We start from the raw sequence: 23935 nt of genomic DNA, 5'->3' as shown, positions 1-23935 counted from the left end.
AAATGACGATAAGACTAGGGTGGTGGCTAGCGGGGCTGATGCTGGTGTTTCCGGCGCAGGCGGTTTATCTCTCGTCCGGAGTATTTACTCTGGAGAGCGATCGCACCTTCTTCTCGCGCCAGTTTGTTAACAACACCAAAGAGACCAATCTGTATGTGATCGCTGCCTATCGGATTGCCAAACCAGGGGTTGATGAACAACCTCAGCCCCTAGAACAGGGCGAACTGCTCTATACCCCACTGCGCAAAATACTGGAGCCGGGAGCGTGGGAATATTTCAAGATCTTCTATCGCGGCCCGGCGGACGAGCGCGAGCGCTATTATCGCATAGTGATCCAAGAGATCCCGGCCAACTTAATGGAGATGCAGGGGGGAGATAAGACACCGCTGGTATCCCCGACCATGGCGCTAGATACCATCATGGTAGTTCGCCCGCGCAAGATGCGTTTCACTTATCACTATGATCCGCTGGCCGGGGTGTTGAAAAACACCGGCAATACCTATTTCCGCGTGATGATCCATCAGGGCTGCGACGGGCAGGATGACACCGCCAAGGTGTTCAATCTGTTGCCGGGGGAAAGCTATCGTGGTGCCGATCTGCGTGGGCAGAATCGCAAGTTTATTATCGGGTTCAACAAGTATCAGCGTCTTGGGGAGCAGTGTTTCGAGCAGGGGCAGGGATAGGATCCCCACCCCAGTTCACCACCAAAGCTAGACTTCCTTGCGCCCCAGGTAGCGCTCTTTCATCAAAGAAACGCCAATCGCAATATCCAGCACTGGCGAAGGCGGCAGGTAGTTTGCTTTACCGAGTTCCTGCATCGCGCCAATCAGCGGATGGTCGATCCCTAGCGCATAGTCCGCCAATAACGTCCCGGCAATGGTTTGCTTGGACACGCCTGCGCCGTTACAGCCCCCGGCGGTATAAATGCCTTTCTTCAACTCGCCCCAAACTGGCGCACCATTGCGGGTGACGCTGATGGTGCCAGACCAGGTACTTGTCAGCGGCACATCCCTCAGCTGCGGGTATATCTTGTTGAAAATCTGCTGATGCAACAGGGTCGCCTGATAGGTCTGTGCAGCGGTGATCCGGCCGTTCAAGGCTGGCGTCACATGTTGGCGGATCAGGAAACGGTGATCCTGGGTATAGCGCACCGTTGCTCCAGCGATCGCGTTGACCGGTGTTAGCCCCCAACTGTTCATGGTTGGCAGCTTTTGGCGTTGCTCTACGGTTAATGGCGCGGTGATGCTGGCGAAAGTAGCCATTGCCGCCTGCTGGCTGGTAACCGGAGCCAGCTCCCTGGAGAGGGCGTTGGTGGCTAACATCACGTTGGCTGTTTTAATCGTGCCAAAGGGGGTAACCACCTGCGTCACGCTACCGTGCCGGATCGCCATCACCGGGGTATGGTTATACATCGTCACGTTGTCCGGCAGATTATTTGCCAGGCCGACGATCAGGCTGGCAGGATTAACCAGGATCGAGCTTGGGGTATAGATGCCCTTATTGTAAAAACGAGTACCCAATTTTCGATACAGCGCCTCCTTATCCATTATTTGATAGGGTTCGTTCATGGTATTGAGATTATCGGTATATTCTTTGAGCACCCGCTGATTAGTGGCGTCAACCTGGCAGTGATATTTTCCGGCATTCTCCCATTCGCATTCGATCCCCTGTTGCTCAATTTGCTGGGTTAATTGATTGATCCCTTCTTGTAATAAAGAGCGATACGACTGGGCTTTTTTCAACTCCGCCGTAGAACTGCCGATATTATGGGGTAACCCGATAATAAACCCTGAATTTCTGGCCGAAGAACTCTCAGCCGCGCAGGCCGAATCAACGATGAGGATCTTCAATTTAGGATCTTGATTGGCCAGCCGTCTGGCGAAGGAAATCCCGGCAAAGCCGCAGCCCACGACCACCCAGTCGGCCTCGGTATCGCCGATCAGCGTTGGGTAAACGCTCGGGCGCAGGTCAGGTTTTAACCAGCCATTTTGGTTTTGATTTAACGGCACTGATGCATATTTCAAACTCAAGGTCCTTTTCAAAATGTTTGCCACTCAAGGTCACTAAATAGGGTTATAAAACATTTAGCCAGGCTGAACCAGCAGATTCAGCCGTTGCTGATTAACCCAAATTTATTGACGGTCAGTTATTTATAAGCAACCGTTAAGCATTGAGGTACCTCATTGGATTACCGCATTTTGCCAATTGGCCGGGGAGTGCAATCTGGGCGAGCCTCTATGACAGAAATTAAGGTCACTCAGCAGATTTATTTCTGATTTTTTCCTTTATTCCCCCGCCATAGCTGTTTAGTATCGGAATTGGTGAGAATGACCCATTTTCTGAGGTTTTGTTCTGAAAATCGGCTATCCCTTCCCAAAATGGCAGAGTTGTTAACTATATTATCATTGTAACTTAGTGGATTTAACTATCCTAAACGGATTTCTAAAAAATATAAGAACGGAAATATTCTATGTCACAGATGTTAGCGCTTTTGATTGTAATGGTGATTTTATACCTGGGAGATGCGGTATCCGTGCGTACTAAAGCCTGGATCCCTTCTGTATTTGTCTGTGCGGTGTTGTTCCTGTTCGGCTACTGGACGTTTTTCCCGAAGGATATCGTCAGCCTGGCCGGTATCACACCGGCGGTAGCGGTGATGCTGATGTATCTGCTGATCACCAACATGGGGACGCTGCTCTCGGTGCCTGAGCTGATGCGGCAATGGAAAACCATTGTGATCTCGCTGTCGGGGATCGCTGGCATTATCGCCGCCGTGTTTGCTGCCTGTATGCTGATGTTTGATATGAACACCGCCATCGTGACCATTCCTCCATTGGTTGGTGGCATCGTTTCGGCGTTGATTATGTCTAAGGGGGCTGCCAGCGCGGGCCTGGTCGATCTCTCGGTATTCGCTATCCTGATCTACGTAATGCAGGGATTTGCCGGTTATCCGTTAACCGCCATCATGCTGCAGCGGGAAGGCAAACGCGTGCTGCAAAAATATCGCAATGGCGAATGGCACGAATCTGCCGCACTACTGCCAGCCGATAAAATGCCAACCACGGTCAGCGCGGAAGAAAAAATGCCGCGTATGTTTGGCCTGATCCCGGCTCATTACAATACCAGCTACTTCAAGTTTCTGCGTCTGGCGCTGGTAGGCTACCTGGCTTATCTGGTATCAGACCTGCTGGCCCCGGTGGTCACCATCAGCCCGTTCGTGCTGTGTTTGCTGTTTGGCGTAGTGGCGGCCACGATCGGTTTCCTGGAAAAACAACCGTTGCAGAAGGCCAACGGCTTCGGGTTTGCGGTGATGGGGCTGATGCTGTTTATCTTTGACACCCTGAACAGAGCAACCCCGGAAATGTTGCTGCGACTGGTATTCCCGATGCTGGTGCTGATCGCCGTGGCGGTGGTAGGCATGTTTGTCGTCTCGTGGATCGTGGGTAAATTCCTTGGCGTCAGCATGGAGATGGCCTTCGCGATCTCCCTGACGGCGATGTATGGCTTCCCGGCGGATTACATCATCACCAACGAAGCGATAACGGCGCTAACCAAAGACGAAAAAGAGCGTGAGATCCTGACGCACCACATGTTGGCACCGATGCTGGTCGGCGGATTTATTTCCGTGACGATGGTTTCCGTGGTGCTGGCAGGCGTTATGGTCGGTTACATCACCCCAATCGCAGGATAAGTCATGAGCTATGCAAATCAGCTGCGTATTCAGCAGCATCTGGAACAACTGGCCGAGTTTACGGCTACGCCGGGCGAAGGCACGACGCGTATGAGTTACAGCCCACAAGGCCAACAGGCGCGGGCTTATATCAAGGCGCAGATGGAGGCGGCGGGCCTCAGCGTACGTGAGGACGCCATCGGCAATATCTTTGGTAAGAGCCAGGCGCAGGACCCGGCATTACCGAGCGTGATGATCGGCTCCCACTTTGATTCTGTGCCCAACGGTGGCGCTTTCGACGGCCCTGCCGGAGTGGTGATGGGGTTGGAAGTGGCCAAGCTGTTCCAAGAACATCGGTTATTGCCGCGTTACCCGCTAGAAGTGGTGGCGCTGGTGGAAGAGGAAGGGGCCAGCTTTGGCCGTGGCCTGCTGGCTTCCTGTGCGATTGCAGGTAAGGTGGATGCTGAAGAGCTGCATCGTCTGCGCGATAGCCAGGGGCAATCGGCGGCACAGTGCATGGCGCAAGTCGGTTTTGATGCGGATCGGGTGGCCAGCGTGGTGCGGGAGCCGCAAACCCTCAAGGCGTTTATCGAACTGCATATTGAGCAAGGGCCGGTGCTGGAACAGGAAGGGTTAGACGTTGGTCTGGTAGACGTGATCGTCGGTATCACTCAGTTGGTTGTCACCATCACCGGTAAGGCCGGGCATGCGGGCACCACGCCGATGGATCGCCGCCATGATGCGCTGGTGGCTGCCAGCCAGGTGATCTCTCGCGTTGGCGATTTTGCCCGCGAGGCCGGTGATGAAACGGTCGCCACCACGGGGAAAATTCAGGTGTTCCCTAACGGGGCGAACGTGATACCGAGCAAGGTGATTTTCACCGTCGATATCCGTTCCAAGCGGTTGGATAAGCTGCAACAGGTGGTTGAGCAAACCAAAGCCTGTATCCAACAGCAGGCCGGGGCGGGGATCGCCTGCCAGATTGAACAACCGTTGCTGGTAGAGCCGACGCGTCTGCACAGCGGTATCCACAGGCAGCTGCAAAAACACAGCGAAGCGCTGGGCCTGAGCCACCGGACCATGGTCAGCGGAGCCGGGCATGATGCGATGATTTTTGCCGGTATCACCGACGTGGGGCTGGTGTTTGTTCCCAGCAAGGACGGCCTGAGCCACCACCCCGACGAGTGGACCGACTATGAGCAAATTCAGAAAGGCATCGACGTTATTTTTCAAACGGTAAAAGAGATCACAGAGGCAAGCAGTTATGACTAATCAAGCTATCGCGCAATCCATTAAAGCCCACGTGGAGGCGATGATTGCGTTCCGTCGCGATCTGCATGCTCATCCGGAACTGCCTTGGGAAGAGGTGCGTACCACCCAGAAGGTGGCGCAAGCGCTGGAGGAGATTGGTATTCCTTATAGTCTGACGACGCCAACGGGCGTGATTGCCGAGATTACCGGTGGGCAGCCTGGCAAGACCGTGGCCCTACGCGCCGATATGGATGCGTTGCCGGTGCAGGAACTCAACGACTCATTAAGTTATAAATCACAAACCGACGGGAAAATGCACGCCTGTGGGCACGATGCCCACACCGCCATGCTGCTGACGGCGGCGAAAGCCTTGTATGAAAACCGTGAAAGCCTGCGTGGCAACGTGCGGCTGATTTTCCAACCTGCCGAAGAGATTGCCCAGGGCGCACGTGAGATGGTGAAGCAGGGCGCGATCGAGGGCGTGAATAACGCATTTGGCATGCATATCTGGACCACCAGCCCATCGGGCAAGGTGTCTTGTAATGTCGGCTCCACTTTTGCTTCTGCCGATTTGCTGAAGGTGAAGTTCAAAGGGCGCGGCGGCCACGGCTCAATGCCAGAGGCCTGTGTGGATGCAGCGGTCGTTGCTTCGGCCTTCGTGATGAACGTGCAGGCGATCGTTTCCCGTGAAACTTCGCCGTTAGAGTCGGCAGTCGTGACCATCGGCAAAATGGAAGTCGGTACCCGGTTTAACGTGATTGCTGAAAATGCGGTGCTGGACGGCACGGTGCGCTGCTTTAACGTCGAGGCACGTGAGCGTATCAAGGCGGCGATTGAACGTTACGCAGAGCATACGGCGGCCATTTATGGCGCGACGGCACAGGTGGAATACACTTACGGCACCTTGCCAGTGATCAACGAGGAGCGCAGCGCGTTGCTGGCACAATCTGTAGTGCGTTCGGCCTTCGGCGACGAGGTGTTGTTTGCCGAGAAACCGACGACCGGCGGTGAGGATTTCAGCTTCTTTATTGAAAATATCCCCGGTTGCTTTGCCCTGTTGGGCTGCGGCAACCCGGAGAAAGGCACCGACTGGGCTCACCACCACGGCTGCTTCAATATCGACGAAGACGTGATGGCGACCGGCGCGGAGCTGTATGCGCAGTATGCCTGGAGTTACTTGCAGCAGGATGCGTTTTAAGCCCGATAGCGTTATTGGGCAACATTGAGTGCGGCGTTCGACCCCTCACCCCAACCCTCTCCCACAGGGAGAGGGAGCTGTCCGGAGCTGTAGTCAGTTGCAGAAGTTAACCTGTGGCACAGCATGCTTCGCTGTTTAGCATTCTCGGTATTGAGGTCAGATGTGGGAGTTAATCCGTGGCACATTCGGTCCCCTCTCCTTTTGGGAGAGGGTTAGGGTGAGGGGCATCACTGTACTTATCAGTCCTCCGGCCCGCTCATCTCGCCGATAAAGTCCATTCTGTCATTGAGCCAGGTGTTCACTATCGCATCGGCAGCTTTAGCCGCATCGCTGGCCGAGAAATGTTTCTCGGTTTGCAACCAGCCCATGGTCGCCAGACGCGCCGGTTCAATGGCGACAAGCAACTGCTCGCGTTGTTCTTTCGGCCAAACCTTATCGTCAGACCAACTGCGGATTAGCTGCGTAGGATCGTCCGTTGCTGGCGTGTTCTGGCTTGGTTTAAGGAAATCCTCGGGAGAGACGGTGGCGCGCAGGCGGAACATGGCCCAATCGGCATAGCTGGCAAAGCGGATGGTACCGGAATTCTCACTGGCCTTGCCAATCATCGGTTCTATTAACTTGGTAAGTTGCTGCCAGGCCGGTCGTTCAAACAGATCGCCCTGCGGTGAGCAAATGGGAGCCTGTGAATCACGAGATGATCCATATAACGCCCCAAAGGCTGCATAAGCTGCTGCGCCCTGCTGCTTGAAGATAAAACAGTGCACATAGGGGCGGCCATCGGCGTTTTCGTAGCCGGCTCGCTCAATGGTCATGCGTAAGAGCGTTAAAACAGCGACATCATGGCCGGTCTTGGGATCGTTCTCGATATCACGTAACACTGACTGGGAGAATGTGTCGTCGTTCATCGCCTTGATCACGCTTTGATGCCTGGTTTGTACCTCGGCATCCGTGACCTTGCTGGTGGGCGCAAACTGATGCAGGTAAATCAGCCAGGCGGAGGCCAGCGGGCCGCGATACTGCTGCAACTGCTGTGCCGCTGTAACCGGATCTGCCGGAATGCTGGCGATGATGTTATCTAGCGCCGAGGCAGCCTGCTTGGCAGTGTTCTGCAACTGGGCGGCGCGTTGGCTAAATAATTCGCTCAGGCAACTTTCCTGGCCGTTGCAGGCATCCCGTTGCTTCAACCAGCTACGCTGCTCGGTGCGTAACGCGTCGGCCTGATCCCCTGGCAGGCTTGCCATTGCTAACCGGTAATTTTCGGTCAGTTGGCTGTCGAGGCTGCTCAGGTCTGGGCTATTGCAGATGCTATGTTCGACATCGCTGGTGGCTTTGGCACAGTCGAAAGAGGCGGCTTGCACCGTCGTATTGGCCCCGAACGCCAGGCATAGGCAGAGCAATAAGCGCGATAAAGGATGGCTGGCCAATGTTGTATCACGGAGAGAGTTAGCGCGTTGAAGCCTGGCGATCATGCTGAGTTCCTTTTGGTTGTTGATTTGTGCGCCCAGTCACTATTTTTAGCTTATCGCCTATGTTTTCTAACACCTATGGAGTTGCTCTAGGCCAAAGCAGAGATGTATGAACCAAAGCGACTATCCAAACTGTATTTGACTGAATTTCGTACACTAAGCGATAATTTTGATGTGGAAAAACTTCACGTGTTCCAACAACTTCCCCTTCATGCCCCATGAAAGGAAATGCTGCGAGGCGTTCGGCTGTGGCTTCAAACAGTTCGTCCATCTTGATGGCTGCATCAGGATTTTTTTCGACAAGGTAATCCCATATCTGTTGGCTGTCATCAAGCGCCTGTTTCGTCCAATGAACTCTCACTAGTTACCCTTAACTTTTGCCCTTCGCGCTGCAAAAATAGCCTTGGCATCTTCATGTTCAACACTCTCCCCGTTCGCTATAGATTGACGGGCTGCATTGACTTTTTCTTCCAGAAAATGGCGATACTCATGGCGTTCAATATATTGTCGCATAAGCTCACGAACAACTTGTGATGCTGGGCGATGCTCCGCCTCGGCGGCAGCCATAAAAGTATCGCGTAGTTCGGCTTCAAGCTTCATGGTAAAAACGGCCTGTTTACTCATAGATAAATCCTCATCAAGGTACTAACTAAGTATATACCTTTTTATTGCCTTGAAGAAAATGACAGGGCGCTTTCATTGGGGGAGACAATACCGCAATAGATCCGCGCAAAAAACAGACTGGATGGATTTACAAGAAGTTGTTCCATAGGTTGGAATTGTGATCGCAAAATGCGCTAGAGATTTGCAGATTATGAGGGCTAGCGTAAAGTCTTTGTTCTTATCCTTACTCGATTTTATTACTTATATACAATAGATTGGCAGCGATTTCATTGTAACTATGTAATAACTCCATGGAAGGAAGGCGACTTGGCAGCTTTAACAACCAACATCGCCCCCCAACTCATCAACCCAGCGCAGCAAACCCGGCGCGGATTTCATCTTCTGGCAAATCGATGCCGATAAACACCATCGTGCTTTTGCACTCTTCTTCCGGTAACCATTCACGGTCCCAGTCGGCGTTATACAGACGCTGTACGCCCTGGAACAACAGGCGGCGCGGTTCGTCTTTAATCGACAAAATTCCTTTGTAGCGCAGCAGGTTATCGGCGAACTTCAATAATAAGCCTTCCATCACTTCGGAAATCTGCATCAGCTCCAGCGGCTGGTCGTGATACACCACGATTGACTGGATATTATTTTGCGCTTGCGGAATGCGGCGGAAAACGGGGGTTGCCAGGTTGAGCTTATCGTTAAGCACAAAGCCTTCGATATCAAACAGCACGCCGAGATCGACATCACCGTGCGTCACCTTATAGACCGGTGCGCGGGCGTTCATCAGTTGCAAACGCTGGATCAACGCTTCGTTATCCGGTGCCACATCGGTTTTGGTCAGCAGGATGCGATCGGCATAGCCCACCTGGGCCTGCGAGATAGTGAACTGGTTCAACTGTTGATCGGCATGTACCGCATCCACCAGCGTGATAATGCCGTCCAGCAGGAAGCGTTGGCTGATGACTTCGTGCGAGAAGAAGGTCTGGGTGATCGGGCCGGGATCGGCCATGCCGGTGCATTCAATAATCAGCCGGTCGAATTCCAGTTGTCCCTGATCGATGCCGTCCAACAGATCCAGCAGCGCGTCTGCCAACTCGTTGGATTTACTGCAACAGATACAACCGTTGCTGAGGGTAGTGATGCGGCTGGCGCGGTCACCAATCAGCGCGTTATCGATCGGCACCTCACCGAATTCGTTCTCGATGACGGCAATCTTGTAACCGTGGTTTTCATTCAGAATGTGGCGCAGCAGGGTGGTTTTGCCCGCGCCCAAAAAGCCCGTCAGGATGGTGACTGCAATGGGTTTCATGCCTGGTCCTTGTACTTACTTAACTAGCAACAGCGCATACCGCCTTTGCCATCGCCACCGTAGCGGGCATCCTGGCGTTCGCGGAAAAATTCTTTATAGGTCATCACCGGCTTGTCCGGATGGTTGTCTTTCATATGCTGGACGTAGGTATCGTAGTCAGGCACGCCCACTAACATGCGTGCTGCCTGCCCGAGATATTTACCCGCCTGGCCGAGGTTTCCGAACATGGGTTTACTCCAAAGAAAAATACCCTACATAACGTATTATCATTATGCAGGGTATCCATCAAATCACCATCAGTGGTGCGACGAAACTTTGACGCCACCCTCAGGAACCGGCACGTATGGCGTTTCCTGATCGGTACGTTTCGGGTTTTTGTGCGCCGCCATGGCGGTTTTAATACCGAAGAAGATGATGCTGTACACCACCAACAGGAACAGGATGCTCAAACCGGCGTTGGTGTAGTTGTTCACCACGATATGGTTCATGTTGGCAACCTGCTGTGCGGTCAGTTCAGCACCGCCCTCGGCGATTTTGTCTCTGTACAGGCTGGCCTGGTAGAAGAAGCCTTCCAGCTGCGGATTGTCGCTGAACAGCTTCAGGCAAATCGCGTAGGTGGTACAGATCAGCAGCCAAACGGCTGGGATCACGGTTACCCAGATGTACTTGGTGCGCTTCATCTTGATCAATACCACGGTGGCCAGGACCAGCGCTACGGCAGCCAACATCTGGTTGGAGATACCGAACAGCGGCCACAGGCTCTTGACGCCGCCCAATGGATCGACCACGCCTTGATACAGCAGGTAACCCCACAGGCCAACGCAGCCGGCAGTACCGGCAATACCGGCCACCAGTGAATCGGTTTTCTTCAGGAATGGCACGAAGTTACCCAGCAAATCTTGCAGCATAAAGCGACCGGAACGGGTACCTGCATCCAGAGCGGTCAGGATGAACAGCGCTTCGAACAGAATACCGAAGTGATACCAGAAGCCCATGTTCGCGCCAGGGATGACCTGATGGAACACGTGAGCGATACCGACTGCCAGAGTTGGCGCGCCACCGGCACGGTTCAGTACCGAAGGTTCGCCGATGTCTTTGGCCGTTTGCAGGATCTGCTCTGGGGTAATCACAAAGCCCCAGGAGCTGACGGTTGCGGCAGCATGCGCGGAAACATCACGCAGTGAGGCCATGATCATCGGTGCATCTTCGGTGCCCAGGCGGTGCAGGTCTGGCATGGTGATGCCCAGTGCCGCCGGTGGAGTGTTCATGGCGAAGTACAGGCCAGGCTCGATGATAGAAGCCGCAACCAGCGCCATGATGGCAACGAAGGATTCCATCAGCATGGCACCATAACCGATAAAGCGGGAGTCCATTTCATTGGCCAGCAGTTTCGGTGTGGTACCTGAAGCGATCAGCGCGTGGAAGCCAGAAACGGCACCACAGGCAATGGTAATAAACAGGAACGGGAACAGGGTGCCTTTCCAGACCGGACCGGTACCGTCAACAAACTGCGTAACCGCAGGCATTTTCAGCTCTGGGTTGAGGATCACGATACCGATCGCCAGCCCGACGATTACGCCGATTTTCAGGAAGGTAGCCAGATAGTCACGCGGAGCCAGGATCAGCCATACCGGCAGCAGGGCAGAAACGAAGGCATAACCAATCAGCGTATAGGTTATGGTGGTGTCTTTAAAGGTCAGCGCCGGGCCCCAGTATGGGTCGTGGGCAATCACTCCGCCGAACCAGATGGAGGCGATCAACAGCACGATACCGATGATCGATACTTCACCCACCTTGCCAGGACGCAGGAAGCGCATATACACGCCCATAAACAGTGCGATTGGCACGGTGGAGCAGACGGTGAACACGCCCCATGGGCTTTCGGCCAAGGCTTTCACCACGATCAACGCCAGCACCGCCAGGATGATGATCATGATCAGGAAGCAGCCAAACAGCGCAATGGTGCCAGGGATTGGACCCATTTCCTTTTTGATGATCTCGCCCAGGGAGGCGCCGTTACGGCGTGAGGAGATAAACAGCACCATAAAGTCCTGTACCGCCCCTGCCAACACCACGCCGCCTAGCAGCCACAGCGTACCGGGCAGATAACCGACCTGTGCCGCCAGCACTGGGCCAACCAGCGGGCCCGCACCTGCGATCGCCGCAAAGTGGTGGCCGAACAGCACGTTTTTATTAGTCGGGACGTAGTTAAGACCGTCGTTGTTCACCACCGCCGGTGTGGCGCGGGTGGGGTCCAACTTCATCACCTTGGTGGCGATGTAGAGGCTGTAGTAACGATAAGCCACCAGGTAGACCGCTACCGAAGCAACGATGATCCACAGTGCACTAATGCTTTCGCCACGGCGCAATGCGATGACACCCAGGCAGGAAGCCCCGAGTATCCCCAGCAGCATCCATGGGAGGTGTTTTAAAATCCCCTCGCGTTTCATGAGGTATCCTTATCCTATCTGCAAAAATTGAGTGATAAATCCGATTCTTAGATGTCGGACATTTAGCTGTAGCGTCTTCCCCTGGTAAGGGTCAGGTTTAGGAACAGCTCATCATTGCCAGGCTGGATAGGGAAAGACATCTGAATTTCAGCCAGCGGTTTTATACGCTGGTGAACGGTTGGAATGGCGGGGTGAGTGGTTTAGTCGGAAGTGCGAGTGGCGAAGGCGATCAGGTTTTGCTCCGTCTGGGTACTCGCCAACTGCTGCCCCATCCAAGGGCTGAAGACCCAGGGGGTTGCCGTTACCGCAGAGATCAAAGCGGATAAATCAACCCAGTGGAAGTCCATCACTTCATCTGCTCTGGCTGCAACGGCACCTGTAGTCAATGCCGCATAAACCGGGCAGATTTCGTTTTCCATAATGCCGGAGGCGTCTGTCTCGCAGTAGCGAAAATCGGGATCGACGGCGGTGATCTGTTCCACGTTCAGGCCCACTTCATACAGACAACGTTGTTCGATGGCGTGTTCGGTGCTCTCTTGCCACTGCGGATGGCCACACACCGAGTTAGTCCAAACGCCGGGCCAGGCTTTTTTGCTCAGCGCTCGGCGGGTGATCAGCAACTCGCCTTGCGGGTTGAAGATCCAGGAAGAGAAAGCCAGATGCAGGGGCGTTTGTTGCTGGTGGGCCGCATATTTTTCCATCACGCCGGTGGGTTGACCTTGTTCATCAAGTAAAACGACATGCTGCTGGGTCATGTAGATTCCAATCTATTCGCGATGTATGACTATTACTATAACACCCGTCTCTCAATGTAAGGGGCACTTCATGCTGCGCCCATTTAGCCTCTATTTTCGGACCTCGTCCCAATTCAGACCAAAGCGCGCCAGGTATTTACGCAGCCGGTCGGCATCGTTGGGCTGCTTTTTCTGCTGTCGAGAGACGGCAAACAGCTGTCTACCCGCTTCGGAAAGTGACGTGGAGGTTCGGCATACTTTAAGCACCGTCTCCAACTGGCTTTGCTCAAACAAATCGATATCGACCAGCTCGGCGGGTAATTGCGCAATGGTATTCCCCTGCCAATGGGATTTCAGCCGGTCTATCTCTTCATCGACCAGCGGCAGGTTGATGCGCCCTTGCTCTGCCAACGTTGCCATGCGGGCGATGGAAGATCCCAGTTCGCGGAAGTTGCCGCGCCAGACCGCCTGCTGGGAACGGGCAAAAGCCAGGTAACGATGCCTGGCGTCTTTATCGAAACGGACCTGCGTCTGGTTGCTGCGGGCAAAGCGTTGTAGTTCGTAATCGATGTTCGGCTCGATATCCTCGCGGCGCTCAGCCAGGCCGGGCAGTGGGAAGGTCCACATATTGATACGGGCGTATAAATCCTCACGGAAGCGGCCTTGGGCTATCCAGTCGCGCATATCGCGGTGGGTACCGGCAATCAGTTGAAAGTCGCTGCTGGCTTCTTTATCGGCACCAAACGGGAAGAAGGTTTTTTCCTCGATGGCTTTCAGCAGCATTGCCTGTTCGTCTAGCCCCAGCTCGGCGATCTCATCAAGGAACAGCACACCGCCGTCGGCTTCACGCAGTAGGCCCGCCCGTGCCTGCAATGCTCCGGTAAATGCCCCTTTCACATGGCCGAACAGGGTCGACATGGCGTTATCGCCGCGCAGGGTGGCACAGTTCACCGCGACAAAACGGCCTTTCACCAGATGGCGCGAGTGCCGCAGTTGGTAGATACGCTCGGCCAAAAAGGACTTGCCGGCTCCGGTGGGGCCGGTGAGCAGCATGGGGGCATTGGAACGCAGGGCCACGCGTTCAATCTGGTCGATCAGCGTGTTAAAGGTGGCGTTGCGCGTTTCAATACCGGCTTTGAGGAACGACACCGAACGCTGTTGCTCATGCAGGAAACGGCTGGTGAGCGCGGTATAGCGGCTGAGATCCAGATCTATTACCGAGTAGATCCCTTGCGGGGATGGGCGATCGCTTTTGTCACCGGGGGCAGTTTGCAGCAGTTGAGCAGGCAGGTATCGTGCCTCGGTCAGCAGGAACCAGCAGATCTGAACCACGTGGGTGCCGGTGGTGATATGCACCAGATAGTCTTCGTTCTCGGTATCAAACGGATAGCGGCTGGCGAAATCCAGAAAGGCGCTGTACACCTCTTCCAAATCCCAGGGATCCTTGAGTGCCACTTCCTGTAATACCACCTGAGTGGTGGGCGAAACTGCCACGATATCTTCCGCCACCTGCTGCGCCATACCTTTATCGCGTGGCTGATGTAGCAGCTCCAGGCGATCGATCGGCAAGTCTGGCTGCTGGCACAGCCCCACCGTTGGCCGCCATTTGCTCCAGCGGTTTTCCCGTTTGCCACGTTTATCCAGCGTGGTGCCCAGCACGCCGATCACGACTCTGCGTTTCATGTTATCCCTTGCGATAAAATACTATCCTGCAAGATAAAATAACGACTTGTTGGCATCATCGCCAGTTATCTTTGATTAATTATTTATTTCTTAGATATCAATATATTGTGATTTTAATGAGTGTTTTTGACCGAGTTGGCACGCCTTTCGCTATATCCACTACGTCAAAAGAAAAAGGATGACTAAAGAATGAAGAATAATTATGAGTTGATGGCACCGGTTAACAGCGCACCGATCAAAATGTGGACACAGGGCGTGCCCGTAGAGCCAGAAGCGCGTGAGCAGTTGCTGAATACGGCCAAAATGCCGTTTATTTTTAAACATCTGGCGGTGATGCCGGATGTGCATTTGGGTAAAGGCTCCACCATTGGTAGCGTGATCCCTACCCGTGGCGCGATTATTCCGGCGGCCGTTGGCGTGGATATTGGTTGCGGCATGATTGCGGTGCGTACTTCGCTGGTGGCGTCCGACCTGCCGGATAGCCTGGCCGGGCTGCGTAGCGCCATCGAACAGGCGGTACCGCATGGCCGCACCTCGACCCGTTCCAGAAGAGATAAAGGGGCCTGGGAAACTCCACCGCAAACGGTCAATCAGCATTGGGCCACGTTGCTGCCGCGCTTTAAGCGTTTGACCGACAAATATCCGCAGTTGCTGAAAACCAACAACTATCAGCATTTGGGAACGTTGGGAACGGGTAACCACTTTATCGAGGTTTGCCTGGATGAAACGCAGCAGGTGTGGGTGATGCTGCATAGCGGTTCCCGTGGCGTGGGGAATGCCATCGGCTCATTGTTTATTGCGTTGGCGCAGCAGGATATGCAACAGCATATCGCTAACCTACCGGATCGTAATCTGGCCTATTTCGAGGAAGGCAGCCAGCATTTTGATGACTATATGGAAGCCGTGGGTTGGGCGCAGGATTTTGCTCGTCATAACCGGGAAGTGATGATGGAACACGTGCTGGCAGCGCTGTCGCGTATCGTGACTAAACCGTTCACCACCCAGCAAGAGGCCGTGAACTGCCACCATAACTATGTGCAACGTGAGACGCACTTTGGTGAGCCGGTGTTGGTGACGCGTAAAGGTGCCGTGTCTGCGCAGAAAGGGCAGATGGGGATCATCCCCGGTTCAATGGGGGCGAAAAGCTTCATCGTGCGCGGATTGGGGAACGAAGAGAGCTTCTGCTCTTGCAGCCATGGCGCTGGCCGCACCATGAGCCGTACGGCGGCGAAAAAACGCTTCACCGTGGCCGATCAGATCCGGGCCACCGAACATGTGGAATGCCGTAAGGACAGCGAGGTGATCGATGAGATCCCAATGGCTTATAAAGATATCGATGCGGTGATGGCGGCACAGTCTTCACTGGTGGAAATCGTCCATACCCTGCGGCAGGTGGTATGTGTAAAAGGATAACGTGATGGAACAGCAATTAAACGGCGTGGACAGCGCCATGCGGGAAAGAGTCCGGCAAGCGTTGGGTGAGGTAGAAAAACGTTACGACGTGCGGGTGCTTTATGCCTGCGAGTCTGGGAGTCGCGGCTGGGGCTTTGCCTCGCCGGACAGCGATTACGACGTGCGCTTTTTGTATGTCCACCCGCCGGAATGGTATTTACGGGTAGAAGCGCAGAGGGATGTGATAGAGCTGCCAATCGATCATGAGCTGGATGTCTGTGGCTGGGAATGGCGCAAGGCGCTTGGCTTGCTGAAACGGGCCAACCCAACGCTGATCGAGTGGCTGGATTCACCGGTGGTGTATCAGGAAGCCCCTGAGAGCGTCGCGGCGTTACGTGATGTGGTGCCGGAGTGGTTCTCCGCGCAGCGGGCGCGTTGGCACTACCTGTCGATGGCCAGGAAAAACTTCCGTGGCTATTTGCAGGGGGAGCAGGTACGGCTGAAGAAATACTTCTACGTGCTGCGCCCGTTGCTGGCGGTGCGCTGGATAGAAGCGGGCAAGGGCGTGCCACCGATGCGTTTTGACCAACTGTTGGCTGGCACGGTGGCGGATCCGCTGTTGTTGGAGGAAATCCATGAATTACTGGCGGCGAAACGGCGCGCAGGTGAGGCAGAGTACGGCCCGCGTAGAGAAAGGATCCACGCGTTTATCGCGCAGGAACTGACGGCGGATGCCCGGCAGGAAGCCTTGCCCGACAGCCAAGCCCGCAGCGACAAATCGCTGGATGAACTGCTTTATCGCACGGTGATGGTGTAATCAACCGGGGAGAAGGAAGGCTCCCCGGTCATGATAAGATTAGTAGTGACCGCTCATGTTCGACCGTAGGGGTGCTATGCTACGCCCGCTTAACAGTATGCTGGCGAGCCAGCGAATACATGTTTGCCGCCTCAGGAATCCGTGGATTTTGTCAGAGATTAACGGCGTCCGGGATGACCTTTCCCATGATCCTTGCCATACCCATGTTTACCACCGCCCTTGTGGTCACCTCTATCGCCATGCTCCTTACGAGGTGGCACTTTACGACCCTTATCGTCGTCACCATCGCTTAGCAGTGCCAATGCAACCAGTGCACCTAGCCCTACCACCACACCGGCGATCGCGACATCATCGCCCGTCATATTGGCACAGCCAACCGTCGACAAACACAGCAAACCAATCAGCGGATTTCTCAAAGACTTAACCATGATCATTGATCCTTTTTACGGTCAGTTAGGCTATCCATTCAAACTACCGATACCGTAGGACATCGCGATCGCTGGCTCAAGATAAGCTCAGGTAAATTAAGTGATAAGCTTCGTCAAGGAGCTTGACGTGGATTGACATTAGCGGGAGAGAAGCGGGAGCCAAAGGGTAAAAAGCCAGGTTGAGACTATTCTTCCCACCCCAGCGCTGTGGCTTTCAAACGCTGGCGTAAACCGTTGCACGTTCGATTCCCTCTCCTGGGGAGAGGGTTAGGATGGGGGAGAATAACGCTGTTATTTCAACGCAATGCGGATCACATCATCCGGATCGGTCGCTTCTTTTTCACGGCTTGAAGCCTGTTTCACGCTCACATACAGCGTCTTACCATCTGGTGACAGTGCCAGGCTGTTTGGATGCGTTGGCGTCTTGATGGTTTCCAACAGCTTGTAGCTCTTGGCATCAATCACGCTCACGGTGCCTTCTTTGCGATGAGTGACGTACACTTCATTGCGCGCTGGGTTAAACAGCACGGCCAGGGATTCCGGCACGTCGATCTTCTGCAGAATGTTGCCGTTGTTGGTATCAACAACCAGCACCTGTGGCTGTTTGGAGTCGGTAATAAACGCACGATGGTTTGCCGGATCCAGGCTGATATTCAGGAAGAAGTGTTCCTTAGACTCATCCAGCTTCTTACGTGACAGCACCTTGTTGGTTTTGGTATCGATAGTCACCAACTCGCCATCGGCATTGGTGACATACAGGCGGCTTGCCGCTGCATCCAGCGCCAGGCCGGTGCCGTATTTACCGGTTTCGGTGATGGTGGTGCGCAGGGTCAGATCCTTGCCATCCACAACCCAAACCACGCTAGACTCGCCCAGGCCGGTGATATAGACGGTGTCGGTGGTCGCGTCTGCCACCAGCTCACGCGGGGCCAATGGTTTCACGGTATCAGAGCGTTTACGCGCATCCAGCACCAGGCGGCCTTTCACTTCGCCGGTTTTGCCGTCGATCGCAGTCAGCGAGTTACTGGTGGTGTTACCAAAATAGAGAGTGTCGGTCTTGGTATTGATGGCGGCACCGAACGGTTTGATATCGTTATGAATGATCTGCGTGATATCCAGCGTTTGTGGATCGAGGCGATAGACGATGCCGCCCTTATCCAGCTTGCGGCTCTGTGAAGTTGCCAGATACAGCGCATTCTCGCCCTGGCTGTACACCATCTCGTAAGCGCCTTTACCTACCGGCTTACGCAGCAGTTCCGTTTCTGTCTGTGCCAGCACAGAGGTGGAAAACATCAGGCTGCTGAGAAGCAACAGAGGGTAAACCGCACGTCCGCCAAACTTACGGCTGGTGGTCATCATAGCGTTCATAAAAGCTCCATTTCATCAAAATACAGGTCACCACCGGGCTGCTGCTCGGCGGCTAAATCGGGCTCAACATTGAATCGAAAGCAAAATCTGGCCAGTCATGTCATCGCATGCGGCTCACTATATTTGTGAATGATAATCATTATTCTTACGGAAGGGGAGCACTTTTGTTGCTTGGGGCGATAACTGTCACGTTTAGGGCAATCAGCGGGAGGAGAATATCCGGCCAGTGTCTACTCTTCGGTCAGGATCAGGCCCAGACGCTCGGCGGTCTTTTGGATAATTTGGCCAAGGGTTTTATGGCTGAGGAGACGGCTTGAGGTTTCGGCTATCGAGAGTTCACTAGCCATGACCCGTTGGCCGCCAAACAGGACCAAGGCAAAATGGTCGTCATCTCTTTTTGAGTACCACTTCAATCCGTCAACGTTATGATGCTGTTGATAAATAGCCTGCGACCAGGCTCGGGTTTGTGAGTATTCGAGCTGGGTACTGCCGATCAATTCGTCACGGTCGATGCCCATATAGATGCAGTCCTGTGCTCGGCAACTGACGACGTTAAGATCCCGCTCTAGTTTCAACTGGATGTAGTGCATATTGGTAAATGGGCGTAAGTCGAAAAATTCTGTTTTGCCGGTGGCAACCACATCGTGAAAAACCGATTCCGCGATTGCGGCTTCGCAACTGCTGGCCAGATACATGGTGGGGATCAGATCCAAAGCCGTATCCCTGATAGGACTGAAGCGGGCTCCATACTCATGGGGAAGCAATATTCTGCCGGGATTAAAACTGTCACCGGGGTACTGCGCATCATGGCAGCGATGCAACACCGTGCCTTTGGGGATGACTTCGATTCTTACCCGCAGAGTCTTGCCAGGGGCAGCAATCTTGCGGCCAAGAAAAACGGGTGAACCAAAATCTTCCTTTTTGGGTTCACCCTTCTGCTTAACTTTGTTCTGCTCCATCAACGATCCTTTTCGCTTCATATTCCGCCGCCGCAATCACATTTGCCGGATATGACTGCAACATCTCCATGGGACGGCGGCCAGCCAACAGGGTGTTTGAAGTCGCGAACCACTGGGCAAGCCCCCAGTCGTGTTTCAGGTTTTTAAAGCTGGCGAGTAACGCTGCCATAACGGGAAGAGGGCGATAGTTATCATCCAGCGCATAGCGGGGAAAGAGTTGTGTTGCCCCTTTCTTCAATGAAAATATGCGGTTATGGCTTTTCCATTTGCTTGGCTGAGCAGAAGGGTTCTCGGTAGCAAAGCCTGCCAGATGGGAAATCTGCTCCGCCGTGAGCCATTCACTGGCCGCCAGGATATGCTCACGCCCGCGCTCCACCTTGGAAATATCAACCAGCCCGCTGTGGTTGACGGGCTCTTGCGTATCCCGCGGAAGAACTATCCGGGCAGTGTCATCCGGATTGATTTGTTGCTCCAGGCTATGAAACATGGCTTCAAAACGTGTTTCATCGATGTGGCAAACGTCGCCATGATCGTTTTCAGCTTCTCTAACCTGGCGGAGAGTTTGCAACATGATTTTCAGGTGCTCTTCGACCACGCCGAGAGACGTTGAGTTGTCTATATCAACTTTCAGCTGAAAGAAAGGCTTCTGCGCCTTCATTTTCCTTTTACTGATGACCATCTGCAGCCCATCTTCCCTGATCCTGAGGCCATCTCTGTTGATGTCGATTTCTCGGGCTAGCATTCTCTTCTCCCGTTAGCTAAAGCTAACCGTTTTAACCATTCTAACCAAACTATCCTCAGTTATAGCAGGTTGTATGAGAATTAACCAGAACAGATGCAGGTAACATGTTCAGCCGAAGAACGAACTCACAGCCTTATCGCACCAGCAACAGCCTGATCTGCAGCAGCTTTTTCGGCCAGATAACGGGCAGGGGGCTTACCCACTACTTTACGGAACATGGTGACAAAGCCACTGGCGCTCTCGTAGCCGAGATCTAACGCCACGGTCTGGACGCTTTCACCTTGGGTTAAGCGTTGCAGAGCCAGCATCACATGTAACTGCCGCCGCCAGTGGCCAAAGCTCATGCCCATCTGCTGTTGCAGCGTACGACTGAGTGAACGCTCGCTCATGCCAATGCGTTGCGCCCACTGGCCCAGAGTGGATTTATCGGCCGGGTTGGCCAGCAGTTGTTCGGTTAGTTGGCGGATGCGTGCATCATTAGATACCGGCAGGTGCAGGTTCTCCAGCGGCGCGGCGGCCAGTTGATCCAACAAAACCTGCGCAATGCGGCCTTCCGGGCCCTCTTCCGGGTAGAGAATATCGAACTGGCTGGCCTGCAACAGCAACTCTCGCAGTAAAGGAGATACCGTCAAGGTGCAGCAGTTTTGCGGCAAACCAGGGATGGCGTCCTGCTCAACGAATAGGCAATAGCATTCACTTTGGCTGGTGGCCCGCGCGTTGTGGCTGACGTTACTGGGCATCCATAGCGCGCACTGTGGTGGCACCAGCCACAGGCCATTTTCAACTTCGCAGCGGATCATGCCGCGCACCGTGTAAATCAATTGCGCCTTACGGTGGCGATGATGGGTGCATTCCCAGTCTTTTTGCACGCTTGATGCCTGAACCGCGAAGATGGCGCGTGGCACGTTATCGATATCCGGTCTGGGATCCTGGCAAGTGGCTTTCATGAGAATAATTATCATATTGGCGTGTTTGAGCAATATTATGTCTTGATTGTGCAATGTGGTCTAGGGCCAACGTCGATAGAGTAAGCGCCACTGGCGTGTTTTGTGGTAACACGCTCATGACCGACAACGCAGAGGAGAGGCCATGCACCAGGAAAATGTCATCAGTCAACTTCTGGCCTGGATTGAGCAAAGCCTGGATCAGCCCTTGACGCTGGACAGTATTGCGGCCAAATCCGGCTATTCCAAATGGCACCTGCAACGGATGTTCAAGCAGCACACCGGCGAAGTGTTGGGGACCTATGCTCGGCGCAGAAGGTTGACGGCGGCGGCGCGTGAGTTGCGCCTGACCAGCGCCACGGTGGCCTGTATCGCAGATAAATACCAGTTTGATTCCCAGCAGACTTTCACCCGTGGGTTTAAAAAACAGTTTGGTTTGCCGCCGGCGGCTTATCGCCGGAGCCTGGATTGGCCTAGCTATGGCTTGCAACCGCCGTTGAATATGACCAATGAGCCAATGCCAAAGGCGGAGATTATTGCGCTGCCCTCGATGAAACTAGTCGGCCATACGCAGCAGGGTAGCTGCACGTTGGGGCAGTTGGGGCCTTCGAAAAAGCTGTTGCGCCAACATGCCTGGCGGCATTTGCTGCATCCGGAACAGGGTTTACCCGCCGTCGCGTATGGCCTGATGAGCCTGAAGGCGGACACCCGGCAGCGGGATCGTCAACAGATGGTGTATACGGCGGCACTGCCAGAGGAAAATGCGGCAGGTGAAACGGTGACGATCGAACCTGGGGAGTATGCCCGCTTTGCCTATCAGGGGCAGGTTGCAGGGCTCCAGAGCTTTATCGCCCGGCTGTATGACACAGCCATTCCGCAGATGAATGCGGTACGGCGGCCAGGGCAGGATATTGAGCGTTTTTACCCGGCATTGGGCGTTTGTTACGGTGACGATCAGGCGGCGATCAACTGTGAATATCTGATCCCGATCCGCCGTGGCGAAGAGGGCAGTGGGCTACGCTAGGGCAGGAATTTACCAAAAGAACACTATTCCCCATATCCGGCTACAAAAAAGTGAGGTATTTGCGTTAGTAATGTTTCCATCTTGGCGGCAAGTGCACATATAATGCGCATCCGGTCAAACCAGGCCGGGCAGAACACATACCATTTTTAGCCAGTGCGGCCACCACTCTACTACGAAGATGAAAATGAGCATTCGCGCGTTATTAACCCTGTTTACTGCTCTGGTTGCATTCAGCCAGGCTGCCTTCGCCGTTGTATACCCTTTGCCCGCCAAAGACAGCCGTCTGGTTGGGGAAAATATTCAGATCACCGTGCCTGCAGACAGCAAACTGCCGCTGGAGAGCTTTGCGGCTCAATACCAGATGGGCTTGAGCAACATGCTGGAGGCTAACCCTGGTGTTGACCCGTTCCTGCCGCTGCCAGGCAGCACGCTGACCATTCCACAGCAGTTGATCCTGCCTGACGCCCCGCGTGAAGGCATCATCATCAACAGTGCAGAAATGCGTCTGTACTACTACCCGAAAGGCACCAAGACCGTCGTGGTGCTGCCGATTGGTATCGGCCAACTGGGTAAAGATACGCCGCTGGACTGGGTCACTACAGTACAGCGTAAGAAGGCTGGCCCAACCTGGACGCCAACCGCTAAAATGCGCGAAGAGTACGCCGCCGATGGTGAAATCCTGCCAGCGGTATTCCCGGCAGGCCCGGATAACCCGATGGGTCTGTACGCGCTCTATGTTGGCCGTCTGTATGCGGTCCATGGCACCAACGCCAACTTCGGTATCGGCCTGCGCGTGAGCCACGGCTGTGTGCGTCTGCGTGCTGACGACATCAAATACCTGTTCGACAGCGTACCGGTAGGTACTCGCGTGCAGTTCATCAACGAGCCGGTGAAGGTTTCCGTAGAGCCGGACGGTTCTCGTTACCTGGAAGTGCACAACCCGCTGTCTGCCAACGAAGAAGAGCTGAAGTCGAAAGAGCCAGTGCCAATCACCATTACCGCGCCGGTTGGCAAAGTGCTGATGGATCCAGCCGTTGACCAGAGCGTCGTGGACGCGGCCATCAAGGCTCGTTCCGGTATGCCGGTTAAAGTGAACTGATTTAGGCTGTTGCTGTGAAAAAGACGCCTGCGGGCGTCTTTTTTTATGGAATTTAGATGGTGAGTAGATCGTTAACAATTGTGGGGTGGCGCTCAATCATCAGCAAGATTTTGAGTGAAGAGCCGGAGGGTATTCGGCGATTTTGTTCCCAACTTTGCACTAGGGAAGGACTAACTCCAACCGCCTGCGCAAACTCTTCCTGCTTCATGCCGCTGGCTTCGCGTAGTGATTTCACGTTGGGGATATGATGGCGATGGACACGAGCAGGCTGCATTTCGCCTTTTTCAATCGCGACCATCTGTTCCATGCTTTCGACCAGATCGTTAAAAAGTTCTTTGTCCACTGTGCAACCTCTAAGCAAGTGCTATACCTTGTGCGGCACCGTTTAATTCAGTTTATCCGTTAACGCTTTAAGTATCGCTTTCTCGGATTCGGTTAAGTCGTCTTTGGCGTTTTTAGGATAAGCAATCAGCAGGTAAAGCTTGCCGCTGCGGGTGATAACGTAATAGATAACCCTTACACCACCTTGTTTCCCCATGCCTGGACGGTTCCATCGGATTTTTTTACAACCGCCTGTTTTACTTATAGTATCGCCGTCTGAGTGATATTTTAACAGGTGGGTTTGTAGTTCACGAAAGCTATCATCGTCTAATAGGGTTTCGCGTTGCCTGCTAAAAACTGGGGTTTCGATGAACTCAAAGTATTCCATTACGACGCCTCCATATCATTCACAATACTCGTACATAGTACGACAATCAAGTTCTGATGGTTTATTGTACAGAAAAA

At 53.9% G+C, this 23935-nt stretch carries 24 protein-coding genes; 8 read left to right on the top strand and 16 right to left on the bottom strand.

The genetic code is table 11. The features are described 5' to 3' along the window. Positions 1-2 precede the first annotated feature (2 nt). Entirely contained in the window at positions 3-683 is a 681-nt protein-coding gene (locus tag AC6HVW_RS18530) for a fimbrial biogenesis chaperone (RefSeq protein WP_071682450.1), read from the top strand. A 27-nt stretch (positions 684-710) separates the two neighbouring features. Here the strand turns inward: AC6HVW_RS18530 and AC6HVW_RS18525 are convergent, their stop codons facing one another. Further along, positions 711-2024: an NAD(P)/FAD-dependent oxidoreductase gene (locus AC6HVW_RS18525; protein WP_071682451.1), complete on the bottom strand. Its 1314-nt coding sequence runs from the start codon at positions 2022-2024 to the stop codon at positions 711-713. Between the two features lie 446 nt (positions 2025-2470). Here AC6HVW_RS18525 and AC6HVW_RS18520 point away from each other — a divergent pair, with 446 nt between their 5' ends. From AC6HVW_RS18520 to AC6HVW_RS18510, 3 genes are read left to right on the top strand one after another with little or no spacing between them, the layout of a single operon-like run. Continuing rightward, complete coding sequence (locus AC6HVW_RS18520) at positions 2471-3691, top strand: hypothetical protein (RefSeq protein ID WP_071682452.1); 1221 nt, start codon at positions 2471-2473, stop codon at positions 3689-3691. Between the two features lie 3 nt (positions 3692-3694). Beyond that, positions 3695-4942 (top strand): Zn-dependent hydrolase, encoded by a 1248-nt coding sequence (locus AC6HVW_RS18515; RefSeq protein WP_497569588.1) that lies wholly within the window; start codon positions 3695-3697, stop codon positions 4940-4942. Then, positions 4935-6119, top strand: a complete 1185-nt coding sequence (locus AC6HVW_RS18510; RefSeq protein WP_497569587.1) for an amidohydrolase — start codon at positions 4935-4937, stop codon at positions 6117-6119. The genes AC6HVW_RS18515 and AC6HVW_RS18510 overlap by 8 nt, the downstream gene beginning before the upstream one ends. Positions 6120-6358: 239 nt before the next feature. On the opposite strand, the gene AC6HVW_RS18505 is transcribed toward AC6HVW_RS18510, so the two are convergent. The 8 genes from AC6HVW_RS18505 to rtcR form a co-directional block, all read right to left on the bottom strand. Beyond that, the gene (locus tag AC6HVW_RS18505) at positions 6359-7588 is read right to left on the bottom strand and encodes a lysozyme inhibitor LprI family protein (RefSeq protein ID WP_497569586.1); all 1230 of its coding nucleotides are present in this window, start codon (positions 7586-7588) and stop codon (positions 6359-6361) included. 73 nt (positions 7589-7661) lie between these two features. Next, positions 7662-7946 carry a type II toxin-antitoxin system RelE/ParE family toxin gene (locus AC6HVW_RS18500; protein WP_071682456.1) on the bottom strand — a complete coding sequence of 95 codons (285 nt, stop codon included), beginning with the start codon at positions 7944-7946 and terminating at the stop codon, positions 7662-7664. Continuing rightward, the gene (locus AC6HVW_RS18495) at positions 7946-8209 is read right to left on the bottom strand and encodes a CopG family ribbon-helix-helix protein (protein ID WP_021179157.1); all 264 of its coding nucleotides are present in this window, start codon (positions 8207-8209) and stop codon (positions 7946-7948) included. Before AC6HVW_RS18495 ends, AC6HVW_RS18500 begins: the two co-directional genes overlap by 1 nt. 343 nt (positions 8210-8552) lie before the next feature. Continuing rightward, complete coding sequence (gene yjiA, locus AC6HVW_RS18490; RefSeq protein ID WP_186486790.1) at positions 8553-9509, bottom strand: GTPase; 957 nt, start codon at positions 9507-9509, stop codon at positions 8553-8555. Between the two features lie 23 nt (positions 9510-9532). Beyond that, positions 9533-9736 (bottom strand): YbdD/YjiX family protein, encoded by a 204-nt coding sequence (locus tag AC6HVW_RS18485; RefSeq protein WP_021179159.1) that lies wholly within the window; start codon positions 9734-9736, stop codon positions 9533-9535. Between the two features lie 69 nt (positions 9737-9805). Beyond that, positions 9806-11959 (bottom strand): carbon starvation CstA family protein, encoded by a 2154-nt coding sequence (locus AC6HVW_RS18480; protein ID WP_071682458.1) that lies wholly within the window; start codon positions 11957-11959, stop codon positions 9806-9808. A gap of 200 nt (positions 11960-12159) precedes the next feature. Next, positions 12160-12714 (bottom strand): isopentenyl-diphosphate Delta-isomerase, encoded by a 555-nt coding sequence (idi, locus tag AC6HVW_RS18475; RefSeq protein ID WP_186486789.1) that lies wholly within the window; start codon positions 12712-12714, stop codon positions 12160-12162. Positions 12715-12804: 90 nt separating this feature from the next. Beyond that, complete coding sequence (rtcR, locus tag AC6HVW_RS18470; RefSeq protein ID WP_071682460.1) at positions 12805-14376, bottom strand: RNA repair transcriptional activator RtcR; 1572 nt, start codon at positions 14374-14376, stop codon at positions 12805-12807. Positions 14377-14565: 189 nt separating this feature from the next. On the opposite strand from rtcR, the gene AC6HVW_RS18465 reads away from it, so the two are divergent. Next, positions 14566-15789 (top strand): RtcB family protein, encoded by a 1224-nt coding sequence (locus AC6HVW_RS18465; RefSeq protein ID WP_071682461.1) that lies wholly within the window; start codon positions 14566-14568, stop codon positions 15787-15789. Between the two features lie 4 nt (positions 15790-15793). Then, the gene (locus tag AC6HVW_RS18460; RefSeq protein ID WP_071682462.1) at positions 15794-16585 is read left to right on the top strand and encodes a nucleotidyltransferase domain-containing protein; all 792 of its coding nucleotides are present in this window, start codon (positions 15794-15796) and stop codon (positions 16583-16585) included. Between the two features lie 158 nt (positions 16586-16743). Here the strand turns inward: AC6HVW_RS18460 and AC6HVW_RS18455 are convergent, their stop codons facing one another. From AC6HVW_RS18455 to AC6HVW_RS18435, 5 genes are all read right to left on the bottom strand, one after another. Then, positions 16744-17013, bottom strand: coding sequence for a hypothetical protein (locus AC6HVW_RS18455; RefSeq protein ID WP_186486787.1), 270 nt, complete (start codon positions 17011-17013; stop codon positions 16744-16746). A gap of 291 nt (positions 17014-17304) precedes the next feature. Continuing rightward, complete coding sequence (gene yncE / locus AC6HVW_RS18450; RefSeq protein ID WP_024485474.1) at positions 17305-18381, bottom strand: 7-bladed beta-propeller protein YncE; 1077 nt, start codon at positions 18379-18381, stop codon at positions 17305-17307. Between the two features lie 230 nt (positions 18382-18611). Next, the gene (locus AC6HVW_RS18445) at positions 18612-19340 is read right to left on the bottom strand and encodes an RES family NAD+ phosphorylase (protein WP_186486786.1); all 729 of its coding nucleotides are present in this window, start codon (positions 19338-19340) and stop codon (positions 18612-18614) included. Beyond that, complete coding sequence (locus tag AC6HVW_RS18440) at positions 19321-20082, bottom strand: hypothetical protein (protein WP_497569585.1); 762 nt, start codon at positions 20080-20082, stop codon at positions 19321-19323. The genes AC6HVW_RS18445 and AC6HVW_RS18440 overlap by 20 nt, the downstream gene beginning before the upstream one ends. A 125-nt stretch (positions 20083-20207) precedes the next feature. Continuing rightward, complete coding sequence (locus tag AC6HVW_RS18435) at positions 20208-21029, bottom strand: AraC family transcriptional regulator (protein WP_497569584.1); 822 nt, start codon at positions 21027-21029, stop codon at positions 20208-20210. A gap of 142 nt (positions 21030-21171) precedes the next feature. Here AC6HVW_RS18435 and AC6HVW_RS18430 point away from each other — a divergent pair, with 142 nt between their 5' ends. Beyond that, complete coding sequence (locus AC6HVW_RS18430; protein ID WP_497569583.1) at positions 21172-22050, top strand: helix-turn-helix domain-containing protein; 879 nt, start codon at positions 21172-21174, stop codon at positions 22048-22050. Between the two features lie 178 nt (positions 22051-22228). Next, on the top strand, positions 22229-23149 hold the full coding sequence (locus tag AC6HVW_RS18425; RefSeq protein WP_071682468.1) for a L,D-transpeptidase family protein: 921 nt from the start codon (positions 22229-22231) through the stop codon (positions 23147-23149). A 52-nt stretch (positions 23150-23201) separates the two neighbouring features. Here AC6HVW_RS18425 and nadS read toward each other — a convergent pair whose 3' ends face one another. Continuing rightward, positions 23202-23492, bottom strand: coding sequence for a NadS family protein (nadS, locus tag AC6HVW_RS18420; protein ID WP_071682469.1), 291 nt, complete (start codon positions 23490-23492; stop codon positions 23202-23204). Positions 23493-23534: 42 nt separating this feature from the next. After that, the gene (locus AC6HVW_RS18415) at positions 23535-23858 is read right to left on the bottom strand and encodes a type II toxin-antitoxin system RelE/ParE family toxin (RefSeq protein WP_071682470.1); all 324 of its coding nucleotides are present in this window, start codon (positions 23856-23858) and stop codon (positions 23535-23537) included. Positions 23859-23935 lie beyond the last annotated feature (77 nt).

Source organism: Serratia sp. NCCP-200 (genome assembly GCF_059697885.1).
Note: the sequence above shows the minus strand (reverse complement) of the source record. Positions and strands in the feature narration are given on the sequence as shown.